The 17,371-nt window shown below is 64.3% G+C and carries 18 protein-coding genes; 9 read left to right on the top strand and 9 right to left on the bottom strand.

What is annotated here, in order from left to right:
• Positions 1-298: 298 nt before the first annotated feature.
• The 6 genes from QQL28_RS36770 to napE form a co-directional block, all read right to left on the bottom strand.
• On the bottom strand, positions 299-1,414 hold the full coding sequence (locus QQL28_RS36770; protein WP_284273566.1) for an ATP-dependent DNA helicase: 1,116 nt from the start codon (positions 1,412-1,414) through the stop codon (positions 299-301).
• A gap of 164 nt (positions 1,415-1,578) precedes the next feature.
• Entirely contained in the window at positions 1,579-2,232 is a 654-nt protein-coding gene (locus QQL28_RS36765) for a NapC/NirT family cytochrome c (protein ID WP_284273564.1), read from the bottom strand.
• Positions 2,229-2,699 (bottom strand): nitrate reductase cytochrome c-type subunit, encoded by a 471-nt coding sequence (locus tag QQL28_RS36760; protein WP_284273562.1) that lies wholly within the window; start codon positions 2,697-2,699, stop codon positions 2,229-2,231. Before QQL28_RS36760 ends, QQL28_RS36765 begins: the two co-directional genes overlap by 4 nt.
• 2 nt (positions 2,700-2,701) lie before the next feature.
• Entirely contained in the window at positions 2,702-5,206 is a 2,505-nt protein-coding gene (gene napA, locus QQL28_RS36755) for a nitrate reductase catalytic subunit NapA (RefSeq protein ID WP_284273561.1), read from the bottom strand.
• 30 nt (positions 5,207-5,236) lie between these two features.
• Positions 5,237-5,551 carry a chaperone NapD gene (locus QQL28_RS36750; RefSeq protein ID WP_284273559.1) on the bottom strand — a complete coding sequence of 105 codons (315 nt, stop codon included), beginning with the start codon at positions 5,549-5,551 and terminating at the stop codon, positions 5,237-5,239.
• A 25-nt stretch (positions 5,552-5,576) separates the two neighbouring features.
• Complete coding sequence (gene napE / locus QQL28_RS36745; protein ID WP_284273558.1) at positions 5,577-5,759, bottom strand: periplasmic nitrate reductase, NapE protein; 183 nt, start codon at positions 5,757-5,759, stop codon at positions 5,577-5,579.
• A gap of 535 nt (positions 5,760-6,294) precedes the next feature.
• On the opposite strand from napE, the gene QQL28_RS36740 reads away from it, so the two are divergent.
• The 8 genes from QQL28_RS36740 to QQL28_RS36705 all read left to right on the top strand — a co-directional run bounded on the left by QQL28_RS36740 (position 6,295) and on the right by QQL28_RS36705 (position 13,577).
• Positions 6,295-7,167, top strand: coding sequence for a L,D-transpeptidase (locus QQL28_RS36740; RefSeq protein WP_284273556.1), 873 nt, complete (start codon positions 6,295-6,297; stop codon positions 7,165-7,167).
• A gap of 90 nt (positions 7,168-7,257) precedes the next feature.
• Complete coding sequence (locus tag QQL28_RS36735; RefSeq protein ID WP_284273554.1) at positions 7,258-8,463, top strand: cytochrome P450; 1,206 nt, start codon at positions 7,258-7,260, stop codon at positions 8,461-8,463.
• Positions 8,464-8,811: 348 nt separating this feature from the next.
• Positions 8,812-9,762 carry an aliphatic sulfonate ABC transporter substrate-binding protein gene (locus QQL28_RS36730; protein WP_284273552.1) on the top strand — a complete coding sequence of 317 codons (951 nt, stop codon included), beginning with the start codon at positions 8,812-8,814 and terminating at the stop codon, positions 9,760-9,762.
• A 146-nt stretch (positions 9,763-9,908) separates the two neighbouring features.
• Positions 9,909-11,075: an FMNH2-dependent alkanesulfonate monooxygenase gene (gene ssuD / locus QQL28_RS36725; protein ID WP_284273549.1), complete on the top strand. Its 1,167-nt coding sequence runs from the start codon at positions 9,909-9,911 to the stop codon at positions 11,073-11,075.
• The gene (gene ssuC, locus QQL28_RS36720) at positions 11,072-11,881 is read left to right on the top strand and encodes an aliphatic sulfonate ABC transporter permease SsuC (protein WP_284273548.1); all 810 of its coding nucleotides are present in this window, start codon (positions 11,072-11,074) and stop codon (positions 11,879-11,881) included. Before ssuD ends, ssuC begins: the two co-directional genes overlap by 4 nt.
• Before the next feature lie 7 nt (positions 11,882-11,888).
• Positions 11,889-12,719 carry an ATP-binding cassette domain-containing protein gene (locus QQL28_RS36715; protein WP_284273547.1) on the top strand — a complete coding sequence of 277 codons (831 nt, stop codon included), beginning with the start codon at positions 11,889-11,891 and terminating at the stop codon, positions 12,717-12,719.
• A gap of 32 nt (positions 12,720-12,751) precedes the next feature.
• On the top strand, positions 12,752-13,333 hold the full coding sequence (locus QQL28_RS36710) for a flavin reductase family protein (protein ID WP_284273546.1): 582 nt from the start codon (positions 12,752-12,754) through the stop codon (positions 13,331-13,333).
• Positions 13,334-13,421: 88 nt separating this feature from the next.
• Positions 13,422-13,577, top strand: a complete 156-nt coding sequence (locus QQL28_RS36705) for a hypothetical protein (protein WP_284273545.1) — start codon at positions 13,422-13,424, stop codon at positions 13,575-13,577.
• Between the two features lie 105 nt (positions 13,578-13,682).
• On the opposite strand, the gene QQL28_RS36700 is transcribed toward QQL28_RS36705, so the two are convergent.
• Positions 13,683-14,831 (bottom strand): M20 family metallopeptidase, encoded by a 1,149-nt coding sequence (locus tag QQL28_RS36700; RefSeq protein ID WP_284273544.1) that lies wholly within the window; start codon positions 14,829-14,831, stop codon positions 13,683-13,685.
• 263 nt (positions 14,832-15,094) lie between these two features.
• Between QQL28_RS36700 and QQL28_RS36695 the strand changes: the two genes are divergently transcribed.
• Positions 15,095-15,427 (top strand): GYD domain-containing protein, encoded by a 333-nt coding sequence (locus QQL28_RS36695; protein ID WP_284273543.1) that lies wholly within the window; start codon positions 15,095-15,097, stop codon positions 15,425-15,427.
• 84 nt (positions 15,428-15,511) lie between these two features.
• On the opposite strand, the gene flbD is transcribed toward QQL28_RS36695, so the two are convergent.
• Both flbD and fliN read right to left on the bottom strand, forming a co-directional pair.
• Positions 15,512-16,894 (bottom strand): sigma-54-dependent transcriptional regulator FlbD, encoded by a 1,383-nt coding sequence (gene flbD / locus QQL28_RS36690; RefSeq protein ID WP_284273542.1) that lies wholly within the window; start codon positions 16,892-16,894, stop codon positions 15,512-15,514.
• Between the two features lie 126 nt (positions 16,895-17,020).
• On the bottom strand, positions 17,021-17,371 hold the full coding sequence (fliN, locus tag QQL28_RS36685) for a flagellar motor switch protein FliN (protein ID WP_027523198.1): 351 nt from the start codon (positions 17,369-17,371) through the stop codon (positions 17,021-17,023).

The raw sequence follows: 17,371 nt of genomic DNA, 5'->3' as shown, positions 1-17,371 counted from the left end.
GCAATCGGCCACGCACTCGATGCCTTCACATCCGAGGAATGCGCCAACTACCTCAAAAATTCAGGTTATCGAACTTAATGCCATCACGCTTTAGTGCGCAATTGCGCACGGGGGGCCGGGACCCATAACCCAAGGGAGGAGTGGTGGTGCGAGTTGGCAACCACGAGTCTTCGCCAAACCAAATCCTGTGGTTATGGATCCCGGATCGGCGCTCGCTCCGCTCGCTTGTCCGGGACGACGAGCGGAGGTTGACACTCAGAAATCGTAGCCCGGATGAGCGAAGCGACATGCGGGGCGACTACACCACCACGCTCAGCCTCTTCGCCGCGCGCGTGATCCCCGTGTAGAGCCACCGTGCGCGGCTGTCCTGGAACGCAAAGCTCTCGTCGAACAGCACGACGTCGTCCCATTGCGAGCCCTGCGACTTGTGCACGGTCAGAACGTAGCCGTAGTCGAACTCGTCATAGGGCTTGCGCTGCTCCCAGGCGATCTGCTCGATGCCGCCCTCGAAGCAATCGGCGCGCACGGAGACCTTCGTCACCTTGTGACCGAAGTCCTCGTCCGGCGACAGCCGCATGCTGAGGATGCGCGATTTGGCGCGCGAGGTGTTGCGTGACTTCACGCGCCACAGGCCGCCGTTGAACAGGCCTTTCTTGCGATTGTTGCGCAGGCACACCAGCTTGTCGCCGGCGACCGGAAACTGGTCCTCGATGTTCTGGCGCTGGCGCACGCGCATGTTGTAGGCGCGGCGGGTGTTGTTGCGGCCGACCAGGATCTGGTCGGCGCTCATGACGCGGTCCGGATCGAGCTCCTTGCGCGAGACCACCTCGCTCTCGCCATAGCGGCCGATTTCGAGCTCGCGGCCCTCGCGGATGTCCATCGACATCCGCACGATCGGATCGTCCTGCGCCTGGCGGTGCACCTCGGTCAGCATCGCGTCGGGCTCGGTATTGGTGAAGAAGCCGCCGCCCTGGATCGGCGGCAACTGCGCGGGATCACCTAGCACCAGCAGGGGACAATCGAACGACATCAGGTCGCGGCCGAGTTCGGCGTCGACCATCGAGCATTCGTCGATCACGATCAGCTTTGCTTTCGACGCCGGCGCATCATCCCACAGCTCGAAGCTCGGCTGCTCCTCGCCGGATTCGCGGGCGCGGTAGATCAGGGAATGGATGGTGGAGGCGTTGTCGCAACCCTTGTTGCGCATGACGAGCGCCGCCTTGCCGGTGAAGGCGGCAAACTTGACCTCGCCGTCGACGCCGTCCGCGATGTGCCGCGCCAGCGTGGTCTTGCCGGTTCCGGCAAAGCCGAACAGGCGGAAGATCGGCGGCGTGCCGCCTCGGCCTGGCTTTGCCTTGAGCCAGTCGGCGACGGCCTTGAGGGCGGCATCCTGATGCGGGGTAAATGTCGGCATTTTCGTCTTGAGGAAGGCGAAAATAATCGATTCGCCAGCCCCCAAAACTAACCATTCCCCCCGCGGGTTCAAGCGGCGGCGCATGATCCGGAAAAGTGCGCAGCGGTTTTCCGAAAAGATCATGCTCAAACAACAACTAAAGCGCGATGACATCGCGCTTTGCCCTATTGCCAGCCGGGAACGCCGCGCATGTCGGGCAGGTGGTGGGCGATGCCCTTGTGGCAGTCGATGCAGGTCTTCTCGCCCGTGAACAGGAAGCGCTGATGCGCGACGGAAGCCCGCGGCGACTGCTTGGTGATGTCCATGGAATCGGCGCTGTGGCAGTTGCGGCATTCCAGGGAGTCATTGGCCTTGAAGCGGGCCCATTCATGCGCCGCGAGCTCGAGCCTGTGATCGAGGAATTTCTCGCGTGTGTCGATGGTGCCAAAGATCTTGCCCCAGACTTCCTTGGAGGCCTGCATCTTGCGCGCGATCTTGTCGGTCCAGTTGTGCGGGACGTGGCAGTCCGGGCAGGTCGCGCGTACGCCGGAGCGGTTGGTGAAGTGAATGGTCGACTTCAGCTCGGCGTAGACGTTGTCCTTCATCTCGTGGCAGCCGGTGCAGAATTTTTCGGTGTTGGTCAATTCCAGCGCGGTGTTGAAGCCGCCCCAGAAGATCACGCCGGCCGCGAAGCCCGCGAGCACCAGCGTGCCCAATGCGAACACCGTGCTCGGCCGCGTCAGCACGCCCCAGAGCTCGAGCGCGAAATCCCAGCTTCGCGCGAGAAAGCCGCGCTTGGCCTTGGGGCCTACGTTGGGGTCATCGGCGGTCGTCGTCATCGGCGGCCACCGGGGCTTGAACGCGAGAGCAGCGTGTCGATGTCGGTGAAGTCGTTGCTGACAGGCGGAGTGGCAGTGTTCTGCGGCACGTGGCATTCCGTGCAGAAGAAGCGCCGCGGCGAGATCGAGGCCAGGAACTGGCCGTCACGGTCCATGAAATGCGTGATGGAGACCATCGGCGCCTGCGATTCCGCCGTACGCGAGCGTGCATGGCAGGACAGGCATTTGTTGCTGTTGAGGTCGATCTGGTAGCCGTCGATCGAATGCGGGATCACCGGCGGCTGCTCCGGATAGTTGCGCGACTCCTTCTCGGAGGTGTTGCGGTTCGGCAGCATCGGCGGCGCCGGCCCTTCGTCGTTGAGCGGGGTCGGCCCGCGCAGGCCCGAGGTCACTGTCTGCGCGGTGAGCGAGCTCGCGCCCGCGGCAATGGCGAGCGCCAGAAGGACTACTCCGGATCGTTTCATCATGGTCACACCCGCTCGATGCGCACGGCGCATTTCTTGAAGTCGGTTTGCAGCGAGATCGGATCGGTGGCGTCCAGCGTCACCTTGTTGATCAGCTTGGACTCGTCGAACCAGGGCACGAAGACGAGGCCGCGCGGCGGCCGGTCGCGACCGCGCGTCTCGACGCGGGCGCGGATGTAGCCGCGGCGGGACACGACCTTCACCTCGTCGCCACGGCGCAGCTTTGCGTCCTGCGCGTCGTCGGGATGCATGAAGCAGACGGCTTCGGGGAAGGCCTTGTAGAGCTCGGGCACGCGGCGCGTCATGGTGCCGGAGTGCCAGTGCTCCAGCACGCGGCCGGTCGAGAGCCAGAGGGGGTAGTCGTTGTCGGGCGATTCCGCCGCCGGCTCGAAAGGCAGCGCAAAGATGCGCGCCTTGCCGTCGGGATAGCCGTAGAACTGCACGTCCGTGCCCTGCTTCACATAGGGATCGCTGCCCTCGCGGAAACGCCACTTGGTTTCCTGGCCGTTGACGACGGGCCAGCGCAGGCCGCGCTCGCGGTGATAGCTCTCGAACGGCGCGAGGTCGTGGCCATGGCCGCGGCCGAACTGTGCATATTCCTCGAACAGGCCCTTCTGGACATAGAAGCCGAACGCCTTCGATTCCTCATTGGCGTAACCAGCCTCGATCTCCGAGGTCGGAAACTTGTCGACCTGACCGTTCTTGTAAAGCACGTCGAACAGCGTCTTGCCGCGATATTCCGGTTTCTTGGCGAGCAACTCCTCGGGCCACACCTCCTCGATCTTGAAGCGCTTGGAGAATTCCATGAGCTGCCAGAGGTCGGACCGCGCTTCGCCCGGCGCGGTCACGAGCTGGTGCCAGAACTGCGTGCGCCGCTCGGCATTTCCGTAGGCGCCTTCCTTCTCCACCCACATGGCCGTCGGCAGGATGAGGTCGGCGGCGAGCGCCGTCACCGTCGGATAGGCATCGGAGACGACGATGAAATTGTCGGGGTTGCGGAAGCCCGGATAGGTCTCCTCGTTGACGTTGGGACCTGCCTGAAGGTTGTTGTTGACCTGAACCCAATAGGCATTGAGCAGGCCGTCCTTCAGCATCCGGCTTTGCAGCACGGCGTGATAGCCGGGCTTGTCGGGGATGGTGCCCTCGGGCAACAGCCAGATGTGCTCGGTCTTGTCGCGATGCTCCTTGTTGGTGACGACCATGTCGGCCGGCAGGCGATGCGAGAAGGTACCGACCTCGCGCGCGGTGCCGCAGGCCGAGGGCTGGCCGGTCAGCGAGAATGGGCTGTTGCCGGGCGAGGCGATCTTTCCGGTCAGAAGATGGATGTTGTAGACGAGGTTGTTGCACCAGACGCCGCGGGTGTGCTGGTTGAAGCCCATGGTCCAGAACGAGACCACCTTGGTCTTGGGATCGGCGTAGAGCTCGGCGAGCGCCTCCAGCCGGTTGAGCGGCACGCCGGACATTTTTGCGGCCTTCTCCAGCGTGTAATCCGAGACGAATTTGGCGAATTCGTCATAGGTCATGTCGGTGGAGTCGTTCGCCTTGGCCGCGCCGGTTGCCTTCTTCTGAAGCGGGTGTTCGGGTCTGAGGCCATAGCCGATATCGGTTTGCCCGCGCTTGAACACGGTGTGCGCGGCGACGAAATCCTTGTTGACGCGGCCGGTCTTGATGATGTGGTTGGCGATCGCGTTGAGAATGTAGAGGTCGGTCTGCGGCACGAACACCATGCCGATATCGGCAAGGTCGAACGAGCGGTGCTCGAAGGTCGAGAGCACGGCGACGCGGACATGCGGCGCGGAGAGGCGGCGGTCGGTCAGCCGCGTCCACAGGATGGGGTGCATCTCCGCCATGTTGGAGCCCCACAGCACGAAGGCGTCGGTCGCCTCGATGTCGTCATAGCAGCCGGCCGGCTCGTCGATGCCGAAGGTGCGCATCATGCCGGCAACCGCAGAGGCCATGCAGTGGCGCGCATTGGGATCGATGTTGTTGGTGCGGAAGCCGGCCTTGAACAGCTTCGAGGCCGCATAGCCTTCCCAGATCGTCCACTGGCCGGAGCCGAACATGCCGACGCCGCTGGGCCCACGCTTCTTCAGCGCGTCCTTCCACTTCTCCGCCATGATGTCGAAGGCTTCGTCCCACGACACGGGCGTGAACTCGCCGTTCTTGTCGTACTTGCCGTTCGTCTTGCGCAGCATCGGCTGGGTCAGGCGATCATGGCCGTACATGATCTTGGAGAGGAAGTAGCCCTTGACGCAGTTGAGGCCGCGATTGACCTCGGCCTTGATGTCGCCATGGGTCGCAACCACGCGGTTGTCCTTGGTCGCAACCATCACGGAGCAGCCGGTGCCGCAGAAGCGGCAAGCGGCCTTGTCCCATTTCAATTCGCTATCGTCACGCTCGGTGACGAGGTTGGCGGCGAGCGCCGGTGCCGGCATGCCCGCGGCGGCAGCTGCGATCGCAGCGGCCTCCAGCTTCAGCATCTGGCGGCGGTCGATCTTCGGTATGGTCATAACGGTTCTCCCGGCGTCAACGACGCGGTCTCAGGCAGTTTCGATGGCGTGAAAGACGAGCGTCGCGGAATAGACGTGCGGCATCGACTGGATGTCGTTGAGCATGGTGCCGAGGCTGCCGGCATCAGGCGCCTCGACCACGACGACAAGCTTGCCGCGCGCATCGCGGCCGTGAATTTCGCAGCCGGGCAGAGCCGTGATGTCGGCTTCGACCTCGGCGAGGCGCTCGGGGCGCGCCTGCACCAGAATGCTGGCGATCTCGCCTCCGGGCGGGGGCACGATGCGGTCGGCGGTGAGGACCCGGCCGGTGATCAATGCGCGGCGGTTGAATGTGGCTTGGGCCATGATGCCTGCCTTTCGCTCTCGGAAATCAATGTGGGGGAGGCGGGCCGGGAGGGCCTGCGAACATCTGGTAGATCCACACGGCGAGCCCGTAAGAGCCGACCGTTCCGACCGCGAGGGCGGGCATCACGACCGCGGTCAGGAACAGGAACGCAAAGATCTCCATGCGCTTACGGCGCACGCGCCCAGTCGTGTCGTCAGCGGCCGACATGTTCGGTCTCTCTGAAATTTGGGAATCGGACGGCTTCCGGGCCGTTACCTCTGATGCACCATTAGGTATCCGGCGGCAGATCGCTTTGATCTGAATCAATGATCCCGCCCGGGCACTTGGCCGCACGACCGGGGCTAAAGTCGCGGGGCCGCATGGACTGAACTGAGGGGATTCCAGGTCCCGCTTCCGGGGCAAGCGGACATGCACCCTGCCGCCGGGATCGTCGCCTTTTGACCCGCAGCAGGCTTGATCAGTATTGAAGCGAGTTCTTAAGTGCCTGCGAAGGACCGGGTGTCACGGCAGAGCATGGAATTCCTGTCAGCATGGATCGCGGCATATCTAGTCGGCGAGTCCGATGATTGGGTACCGCGAACGCTATTGGGCTGCGATCCAGGCTTGAACGACTCGGTCCAGCAAGCCGATCAACAGTTCGGCGTTAACCATCGCTGACGGTTCCGCTCCAAGCGACATCGCTTCGAAGTTCCTTAAATTTTGCTGGGTTACCTCTTCAGGCATTGTGACCTGGGGAAAGAGTATGGGTAAGCGGGCCAAGTGTGGAAAGGCGGAGACGTTCGCACTGCCAATGGCCGCGCGCGTTGCCGTTGGCGTCGTGGCTGTCGCCGCAGCGGGGTACGGTTTGCTGTATCACCCGGCGAGCGTGCAACCGGCACGGAAGCCGTCCGCACCCCAGGCCCAGGCGTCGTCAACGCCGGTTTACGTGGCACCTCCACTTCGTGCAGCAGCGGCAGCGCAGACTCCGCCTCCAGCTCCGATTCCGGCCCCGGCTCCTCTGGTCGAACCACCAAAAGCCGCTGACGGTCCCGGAGCACTTGTCCGGCAGGTGGTCGACTACGCCAGCCACCAGGCGCCGGGCACCGTGATCATCGATACCAAGAACACATTCCTCTATTTCGTCCTGAACGACACGCAAGCGATGCGCTACGGCATCGGTGTCGGCCGCGAGGGTTTCACATGGTCCGGCGAACAGACCGTGGCCCGCAAGACGGAATGGCCGGACTGGCGTCCGCCTGCGGAGATGGTCGTGCGTCAGCCTTACCTGCCGCGGTTCATGGCGGGCGGTCCCACCAACCCGCTCGGCGCCCGGGCGATGTATCTCGGTGAGACCGAATATCGAATTCACGGCACCAACAAGCCCGATACGATCGGGAAGCGGGTGTCGTCCGGCTGTATCCGGCTGACCAATGAGGACGTTGTGGACCTCTACGACCGGGTGAAGGTTGGGACGAAGGTGATTGTGCTTCCGGCAACCGTTGCCCGTCGACCATCCCAGGGCGCGCCGTCCGACGCGGCTTTCCGGTTGCCGGACCCGGCATCGCCGATGAGCCGGCCCTTGGCAGCCAACGCGCAGATGCCGCCATCTGGGCCGAGGATCGCCGAGGCCCGGTAACTTGGTCCTCCGTCGGTCCGCGCTAGGGACAGACACCGGCAGCGGAGTTCGCTAGTCTCGCCTGAAGCACACGAGCATCAGGGGAACGTCTTGAGCACCGCGCCGCGCATCGACATCGACCCGGCTTCGTTTTGGCAGGATCCCTATCCGATGCTTGCGACGATGCGGAAGGAGGCGCCGATCGCCTTCGTGCCGCAGCTCGGCTCGACGCTGCTTGTGAGCCGCGACGACATCTCGATCTCCGAGAAGCAGATCGACGTGTTCTCCTCGCACCAGCCAGAGGGGCTCATGAACAAGCTGATGGGCCACAACATGATGCGCAAGGACGGCGAGGCGCACCAGGTCGAGCGCCGAGTCCTGTTTCCCGCGGTCTCGCCGAAAACGGTGAAGGCGCACTGGACCGCGCAGTTCCAGGCCCATGCCGACCGCATCATCGATCAAATCGAGCCGGGCAGCCGGATCGATTTCATGCGCGACTTCGCGCTGCCGTTTTCGGGCGAATGCCTGAAGTCGATCACCGGCCTCACCAACATCGGCTTTGCGGAGATGGATGCGTGGTCACAAGGGATGATCGACGGCATCGCGAACTATGCCGGCGATCCCGCCGTGGAGGCACGCTGCCATGCGGCCACCGCCGGCATCGACGCGGCGATCGACGACATGCTGCCGGTGATGCAGAAAAATCCGGACCAGAGCTTGTTGGGTGTGATGCTGGCGTCCGCCATGCCGATGCAGAGTGTGCGCGCTAACGTCAAGCTCGCGATCTCCGGTGGCCAGAACGAGCCGCGCAAGGCCATCGCCGGCACTGTCTGGGCGCTCCTCACCCATCCTGATCAGCTCGAGTTCGTCCGGCGCGGTGAAGTGTCCTGGCTCCAGGCCTTCGAGGAATATGCCCGCTGGATTTCGCCGATCGGCATGTCGCCGCGCCGGATCGCAAAGCCGTGGACCATCCGTGACGTCTCGTTCGAAGCTAATGAGCGCGTGTTCCTGATGTTCGGCTCGGCCAATCGCGACGAGAAGCATTTTGAGCGCGCCGATGAATTCGACGTGCGGCGCGATGTGTCGAAGAGCGTCGCTTTCGGTGCGGGGCCGCATTTCTGCGCCGGCGCCTGGGCCTCGCGCGCCATGATCGCCGACGTCGCGCTGCCGACGGTGTTCGCCAAGGCGAGCAATCTGGAACTTGCCGACGACGAGCCGGTTCGGATCGGCGGCTGGGCTTTCCGTGGGCTGCTGAATCTGCCCGTGAGATGGGCGAATGAACCCACTAGGGCTCTGCGATCCCAAGCGCGGCCATGATGACATCTTGCCCCTGTTTTGCCCGACGTGTCAATTTGTTTTCGTAAAATCAGCAATGCCTCACGGCGGCCCGTCACTCCTCTGTACGACTCCTTTGCATGGGGTTGTTTTCGAGATTTTAGTCGTCCGGTCGCTAACCCTCACGTCAACGACGCGTGGCGCTCACATTCGCGTGCGGAAAATTTCTCTCTGCATTCGCTTCGGCAATTGAAAGATTAATCACGCGCATTGCCGCAGATGCAGTGCGCGTGTCGCTATTTTTCCGGGCGTCTCGACAGCCTTCGCAAGGCGCACCATCATTCCCGCATCGCAATGGAATGCACGGCCGCACGCGGTCGGGAGTTGGGAATGCAGCGTCGGGACTTCCTGAAATTCTCTCTTGGAACAGCGGCGCTGGCTGCGTTGCCCTCGCGCGCAAGCGCGCAAAGTGCCGTGAAGGAAATTCGAATCGGCTACCAGAAGAACGGCGTGCTGGTCGTCACGCGCCAGCAGGCCGCGTTGGAAAAACATTTCGTCCCGCAAGGCATCGAGGTGAAATGGGTCGAGTTCTCCTCCGGCCCGCCGATGATGGAGGCGATGAATGTCGGCAGCGTCGACTATGGTGCGGTCGGCGATTCCCCGCCGGTGTTTGCCCAGGCCGCAGGCGCGGCGATCGTCTATGCGGCAGGCCAGCCGATCACCAACGGCCAGGGCATCCTGGTGCCGAAGGATTCGCCGATCCGCTCGATCGCCGAGCTCAAAGGCAAGCGCATCGGCTTCACCAAGGGGTCCAGCGCGCACAACATTGTGGTGCAGGCGCTGGAGAAGGCCGGCCTGACCTATGCCGACATCACGCCGGTCTATCTGACGCCCCCGGACGCCGGCCCCGCCTTTGCCAATGGCAGCATCGATGCCTGGGCGATCTGGGATCCCTATTTCGCGATCGGCGAGACCAAGCAGAACGGCCGCATCCTGATCGATGCGCGCGAGGTCACCAAGAGCAACTCCTTCTATATCGCCAACCGCGATTTCGCGAAGAACCATGGCGAGATCCTTCAGCAGATCGTCGACGTGACGACGGCGACGGCGCGCTGGGCCGAGCAGCACCGCGACGAGGTCGCGAAATCGCTGGCTGCGGTGACCGGCATTCCCCTCGACATCCAGACCATTGCGGCCAACCGCTCGGCCTTCGTCGTCGGTCCCGTCACCGAGGACATCATCGCGACCCAGCAGGGCGTTGCCGACCGCTTCCACAAGCTCGGCTTGATCCCGAAGCCGATCGTCATTCGTGACATCGTCTGGCGCAGCACCGCGACCTGATCGTGCCCACCGGTCTTCCGATTTCAAAGGGTTTGAACATGAGGCGTCTCATTCAGCGTGTGATCGCGGCCATCGTCATGTCGATAGGGATCGTGGCGGCCGCTGTCGGGACGACCTACGGCTAAGCATCCAAGCGTGAGAGATCCATGAGTCAATCTCAGAAGAGCAACATCCTCTGGTTCCTGCCGACCCATGGCGATGGCCGCTATCTCGGCACGTCGCAGGGTGGCCGCGAGGTGAATTTCAATTATCTGCGCCAGGTCGCGCAGGCTGCCGACCAGCTCGGCTATTACGGCGTGCTGCTGCCGACCGGGCGAAGCTGCGAGGATTCCTGGATCGTTGCCTCGAGCGTCGCGCCCTTCACCGAGCGGCTGCGCTATCTCGTAGCCGTCAGGCCCGGCCTGCAATCGCCGAGCGTTGCGGCGCGCATGACCGCGACGCTCGACCGCGTCACGAACGGCCGGCTGCTGATCAACGTCGTCACCGGAGGCGATCCCGTCGAGAACAAGGGTGACGGCATCTTCCTCGCCCATGACGAGCGCTACGAGGTGACCCGCGAGTTCCTCAACGTCTATAGCAACCTGCTCGCCGGCAAGACCGTCAATGTCGAGGGCAAGCACATCCGTGTCGAGGACGGCCGATTGCTCTTTCATCCCGTGCAGTCGCCGCGCCCGCCGCTCTATTTCGGCGGCTCGTCGGATGCCGGCATAGACGTCGCCGTTGACGCCGTCGACAAATATCTCACCTGGGGCGAGCCGCCGGCGCAGGTCGGCGAGAAGATCGCGAAGGTGAGGGACGTCGCGGAGCGGCGCGGTCGAAAGCTGTCCTTCGGCATTCGCCTGCACGTCATCGTGCGCGAGACCAATCAGGAAGCCTGGAAGGCCGCCGACGAGCTGATCAAGCATGTCAACGACGAGACCATCGCGCTCGCGCAGAAGAATTTTGCGCGCATGGATTCGGTTGGCCAGCAGCGCATGGCGCAGCTTCATGGCGGTCGCCGCGACAAGCTCGAGATCAGCCCCAACCTGTGGGCCGGCGTAGGTCTCGTGCGCGGCGGCGCCGGCACCGCGCTGGTCGGCGATCCCCCGACGGTCGCCGCGCGCATCAGGGAGTATCAGGATCTCGGCATCGATACGTTCATCCTGTCCGGCTATCCGCACCTGGAGGAAGCCTATCGGTTCGCCGAGCTGGTCTTCCCGCTGCTCTCGCTCGAGCACGGCAGCAATGTCATGCGGCTGCATCCCAACAACGGCCCGTTCGGCGAGACCGTCGGCAACGACTACCGTCCCTCCAGGCAGGCATCGCAATCATGAGCCTCATCGACAGTCTTCCGCGCGTTGCGCGACCCCTGCGTTTGCCGCGCGCCGACGGCCTGATCCAGTGGATCGTGCCGCTCGCCATCATCGTGATCTGGCAAATCGCCTGCGTCACCGGTCTCGTGCCGACACGGGTGCTGCCGGCGCCGAGCGACGTCGCGCTCGCGGGCTGGAAGCTGCTGCTCTCCGGCGAACTAGTGCGCAACATCTGGGTCAGCTTCTGGCGTGCCTCGATCGGCTTTCTGATCGGCGGCAGCATCGGCTTTGCATTCGGGCTTGCAAATGGCCTTTCGCAGCTCTCGGCAAAGCTGACCGACACGACGCTTCAGATGGTGCGCAACGTGCCGCATCTGGCGCTGATCCCGCTCGTCATCCTGTGGTTCGGCATCGACGAGAGCGCAAAACTGTTCCTGGTGGCACTCGGCGTCTTCTTTCCGATCTATCTCAACACGCTGCATGGCATTCGCACCGTCGATCCGCAGCTCATCGAGATGGGCCGCATCTACGGCATGAGCGACGGCGAATTGTTCCGCCGGGTGATCTTTCCGGGCGCGCTGCCCTCGATCTTCGTCGGCATCCGCTTCGCGCTCGGCATCATGTGGCTGACGCTGATCGTCGCCGAGACGATCGCGGCGTCCTCCGGCCTCGGCTACATGGCGATGCAGGCGCGCGAGTTCATGCTGATCGACGTCGTCGTGCTGTCGATCCTGATCTACGCCCTGCTCGGCAAGCTCGCCGACAGCGCCTCGCGCCTGCTCGAGCGCCTGACGCTCGCCTGGCACCCCGCCTTCCAGAAACGTTGAGAGTGACATGCAGACAGCTCTTCTCCTTCCCGAGACCGAACGCGACCAGCGCCAGCGCACCCGTATCGCGCCGCAGGCCCGGCGCGTGCGAGAGGACCGGCCGGCTCTCGGCCTGCCGCTTACGATCCGGAACTTGCGCAAATCCTTCGGCGACAACGAGGTGCTGCGCGGCATCGACCTGCACATCCCCGCCGGTCAGTTCGTCGCGATCGTCGGCAAAAGCGGTTGCGGCAAGAGCACGCTGCTGCGGCTGATCGCCGGCCTCGACAAGATCGATGCCGGCGCCATCAGCTTCGGCGAGGCGGCGCGGCCCGAGGATATCAGGGTGATGTTCCAGGAGCCGCGGCTGTTGCCCTGGGCGCGGGTGTTGTCGAATGTCGAGGTTGGCCTCGGGCGCGATCGCGCCTCTCTTGATGCCCACCCGCGCGCCGAGCACGCGTTGACCGAGGTTGGGCTCGCCGACAAGCGCGACCAGTGGCCCTCGGTCTTGTCGGGTGGCCAGAAGCAGCGCGTGGCGCTGGCGCGTGCGCTGGTCAGCCAGCCCCGCGTGCTCGCCTTCGACGAGCCGCTCGGCGCGCTCGATGCCTTGACCCGCATCTCGATGCAGCGGCTCCTGGAGCGCGTCTGGCGCGACCAGGGTTTTACCGCGATCCTGGTGACGCATGACGTCGCGGAGGCCGTTGCGCTCGCCGATCGCGTGCTCGTGATCGAGGAGGGCCGCATCGCCCATGATGTCACGGTTCACGCGCCGCGGCCGCGCGAGCGCGGTTCGGTGGAGCTCGCGAGCCTCGAGGGCTCCATTCTGCGCCATCTTCTCTCGGCGGACGATCGTACCTAGATAACAGGGGCCCTGCTTTCGGGGAGCATGCCATGAACGTGATTGCCCGCCATATCATGACCGACACCACGATTTCCTCGGCAGATTTCCGCGGTGCCATGCGCCACCTCACCGGTGGCGTCAGCGTCATCACGGCCGGCCGCGGCAGGGACATCACCGGCATGACGGTGACTTCGGTGACGTCGCTGTCGGTCGATCCGCCGACGCTGCTCGTCAGCATCAACCGCGACGCCTCGTCGTTCCCGCTGATCAAGCGCCACGGTGCCTTCGGCGTGAACATCCTCAACGCCGACCAGCTCGACATCGCCGAGCGCTTTGCCGGCAAGGGCGGGCTGAAGGGCGCCGACCGCTTCGCCGGCAGCGACTGGGTGACCGCCGTCTCCGGTGTTCCGCTGCTCGCCGGCGCGCTCGCCGCGCTCGATTGCGAGGTCGAGGAGATCATCGAGCGTCACTCGCACGGTATCGTCATCGGCCGCGTGCGCGACATCCGGAGCTCGACCCGCAGCGCGGCGCTTGCCTATTGGCATGGACAGTACGTCGCGGTCGATCAGGATGAGGACGCGGTGAGGCTCGCCGAGGTCAGTGTTCCCGCGCGGGGACGGCGCGTCATTTGACCGCCGGGTGGCCTTCCGGGCTGGCCTTTTCGTTTCCCTCGATCTAGAAGCCCTGCCAGAGCCTCCCGGAGGAGGCGATGGAGCCGGCATGAAACGCGTTGCGACCTGGGCCTTCTACGCCGTCGGCGCGCTCGCGATCGCCTATCTCGCACTCTACGCCTATGCGATGTTCACCGGCCGGCAAATCGTGCCCGGCGACCCCATTCACATCTTCCGCAATCCGGACGCGCCGAGCTATTCGTGAGATGAGGGATGTAGGGTGGGTTAGCCGAAGGCGTAACCCACCGCTTTGGATTCCGCGTCGACGGAAGTAGTGGGTTACGCTTCGCTAACCCACCCTACGCAACCGCTAGCTCCGCAAGATCGCCAGCGCCAGCGCCTGCGCGCGGGGGACGATGCTGTCGATCTCGAGATATTCCTCCGCCGTGTGTGCAAGCCCGCCGACGGGGCCGACGCCACAGATCGTCGGCGTGCCGACGGCTGCGGTGAAGCCTGAATCGGCGCAGCCGCCGGAGAACTCGCCGGTGAGCGTGCTCAGCCCGACGTCGTGTGCGGCGCCCTGGTAACCTTCGAACAGCGTCTTCGACGCCTCGCTCTGAACCGCCGGCACGAACTCGCCCTTGATCGTCAGCGTGGCGCTCGTGCCCGGCACGTAAGCGGTGGCGACGATCTTCTCGATCGCCGCCATCACGGCCTCGCGATCGCTCGGCTCCACATAACGCAGATCGATCTGGCCCTCGGCATAAGGCGCGGTCGTGTTCACAGACTGTCCGCCCGAGATCAGTCCAACGTTCAGGGTGATCCCCTTGGAGACATCGGTCAGCGCGTGGATATGGACGATCTTGTGGGCGAGCTCGCCGATCGCACTCACGCCGGCTGCAAAATTCGCGCCGGAATGCGCGGCCTTGCCGGTGACGGCAAGGTGCATGAAGATGCCGCCCTTGCGGCTCGTGACCACGTTGCCGGTCGGCCGCCCCGGCTCGGAATTGTAGACGGCGCGCGCGGACCGTCCCTCGCGCTCGATCACCGGGCGTGAGGACGGCGAGGCGATCTCCTCGTCCGAAGTGATCAGCACCTTGATCGGATGCGGGCTGCCGCCGAATTTATGGAAGGCCGTGGCCACGAACACGTTCATGACGAGGCCGGCCTTCATATCCGCGACCCCAGGGCCATAGGCGCGGCCGTCCAGAATCGTAAAGGGGCGGCGTTCGGCCTCGCCTTTGCCGAACACCGTGTCGCGATGCCCCATCAGCAGGATCGGCTTCTCGTTGCTGCCGGGCTTGGCCACGGTCGCATGAAGCGCGTCGCCATAGGTGCCGCTCGGCTCGCGCCAGCTCGAAATGCCGTGTTCGGCAAAATGCCGCTCGAAGCGCGCGCCGACCGCATCCACGCCGGCCTTGTCGTAGGATCCGGAATCGATGTTCACGACATCGCGCAACAGGTCGATCATCGCCTGCTTCTGCGACGCCAGCCAGTCCGTGATTTGAGCTTCCAGCATCGTCACCTCGTGTATCAATACTGACGTACCTATAAGTCCTGTCTCGTCGACGACCTAGTCGCCGAGCGCTCGTGCATGGCTGCATTGTGTAGCCGCGAAAAGCCGCTATAGTTCGTGCCCAGCTGCCAGTTGGACGTGCCGAAGTCCATTCTCTCTGTTTTCAAGGCAGCTCGCATGCCGTCGGCAGGCCATGCCTCGCTCCCAATCAGAGCGCTTTTTTCAGAACCTCATTGCTGTTGTCGTAACCTTCGACGGAGAGAAACATGCCGCTGTTCATCTCGTACGTCTCATACTCAAACGCGGGCATCAAGGGAATGGTCGACAAGCCGATCGATCGCTCGTCAGTCATCGGTGCACTGGTCGAAAAGGCCGGCGGAAAGCTCCAGGGAGCTTTCATGACCACTGGCCAACACGATGCAGTGCTCGTCACGGAGTTTCCCGATGGCTCCGATGCCATTGCGATTGGAATGGTTGCCGCCGCCAGTGGCGCCATCTCCAAGATCGAAACCGTGCGCGCCTGGAGGATGGGTGAATTCAAGAGCATCGCGGAAAAGGCTGCCAAGCTCGCGAGTTCCTACGTCCCGCCGGGCAAGTAGTTCGGACAGATCGCGACATGAAAAGGCCCGGAGCGCCCCCGCGCTCCGGGCCTTTTTTCAGACGTTGCGTTTGAAGATAAGCGCTCACCCCATCGCCGGCATGCGCGGGTATTCGCCTGGTGTGCCGGCGGGGGGGATCGGGATGCCGCCATCGGCATATTCGTTGAGCTTGTTGCGCAGCGTGCGGATCGAGATGCCCAGGATGTTGGCGGCATGGGTCCGGTTGCCGAGGCAATGCTTCAGCGTCTCCAGGATCAAATCGCGCTCGACGTCGGCGACTGTGCGTCCCACCAGCGCCCGCGTCACCTGTTCGGCCGCCATCGTGGCGTGCGCCACCGCCGGAGCGGTCCTCGCGACGTCGAGGCGGTCGCCGTCCGGCGTGATGATGGCGTCAGCCCCGATCTCGTCGCCCTGCGCCATCAGCACCGCGCGGTGCATGGTGTTTTCGAGCTCGCGGACGTTGCCCTGCCAGCGGTTGGTCGAGAGCACCCGGCGCGCCTCGGCCGAGATGGGGCGCAGCGGCACGCCGTTGGCCTCGGCATACTTCTTCACGAAATGCTGGGCGAGTTCGAGGATGTCGGCGGGACGCTCGCGCAGCGGCGGGATCTTCAGGTTCACGACGTTGAGGCGGAACAGCAGGTCCTCGCGGAACGTGCCTTCGCGCACGGCTTCGGCGAGGTTGCGGTTCGAGGTCGCGATGATGCGGATGTCGACGGGGACTGGCTTGGTGCCGCCGACGCGGTCGATCACGCGCTCCTGAATCGCGCGGAGCAGTTTTGACTGCAGGCGGACGTCCATCTCGGAGATTTCGTCCAGCAGCAGCGTGCCGCCGGTAGCCTCCTCGAACTTGCCGATGCGGCGGGCGATCGCACCGGTGAAGGCGCCCTTCTCGTGACCGAACAGCTCGGATTCCAGGAGATGCTCGGGGATCGCGGCGCAATTGATGGAGATGAAGGGGCGTTTGGCGCGGGCCGAGCGCGTATGGACGTAGCGCGCCAGTACCTCCTTGCCGGTGCCGGATTCGCCGGTGATCATCACCGAGGCGTCGGAGCCCGCGATCTGCTGGGCGAGCTTGATCACGCGCGCCATGGCGTCGTCGCGATAGATGAGCTCGCGGGAATCGTTGGCGACCGCGGCGAGCACGGCGGCGATCAGCTCCGGCTCCGGCGGCAGCGGGATGTATTCCTTGGCGCCGGCGTGGATCGCGGCGACCGCGGCGCGGGCGTCGTTGGTGATGCCGCAGGCGACGATGGGAGCGTGGATGTGCTCGGCTTCCAACCGCATCACGAGATCGCGGATGTCGAGGGCGACGTCGACCAGCAGCAGGTCGGCGCCCTTGCCGCCGCGCAGCACGCGCATCGCCTGCTCGTGGTCCTCGGCGTGGGTCACGGTAGCGCCGTTCTCCATCGCGATCTTGGTGGCGGTGGTGAGCTGGCCCTTCAATGTGCCAACGATGAGAAGCCGCATGTCAGTCTCCTGTCCGTCTGTTTGCGCGGCTGCGCGTCATTCCCTGCGACTGCATGATCCGGACCCGAAGGGCCGCGCTAGCGCAAAGTGCGTAGCGGTTTTCCGAGACGATCATGCTCAAACCAATTAGCTGCGTTCGGTCCTGATGATTTCGGTCATGGTCACGCCGAGCTTGTCCTCGACCAGCACCACCTCACCGCGAGCGACGAGGCGGTTGTTGACGTAGATGTCGATGGCCTCGCCGACGCGCCGGTCGAGCTCGAGCACGGTGCCGGGCCCGAGCTTCAACAGCTCGCCGACGTCCATCTTGGAGCGGCCGAGCACGGCGGAAACCTGCACCGGCACGTCGAACACGGCCTCGAGGTCGGCGGCGACGCGGGCCGCGTATTCGTCCTCGTTGTAGCCGACATCGGTGCCGGTCGGCGCCATCGGGCCGTTGAGATCGGGAAGCGGGACCTGCCCGTCGGTGTCGCTCAT

The sequence above is a fragment of the Bradyrhizobium iriomotense genome (assembly GCF_030160715.1).
Classification (GTDB): domain Bacteria; phylum Pseudomonadota; class Alphaproteobacteria; order Rhizobiales; family Xanthobacteraceae; genus Bradyrhizobium; species Bradyrhizobium iriomotense.
The sequence above is the reverse complement of the archived record's forward strand: the minus strand, read 5'-3'. Positions and strand labels throughout refer to the sequence as shown.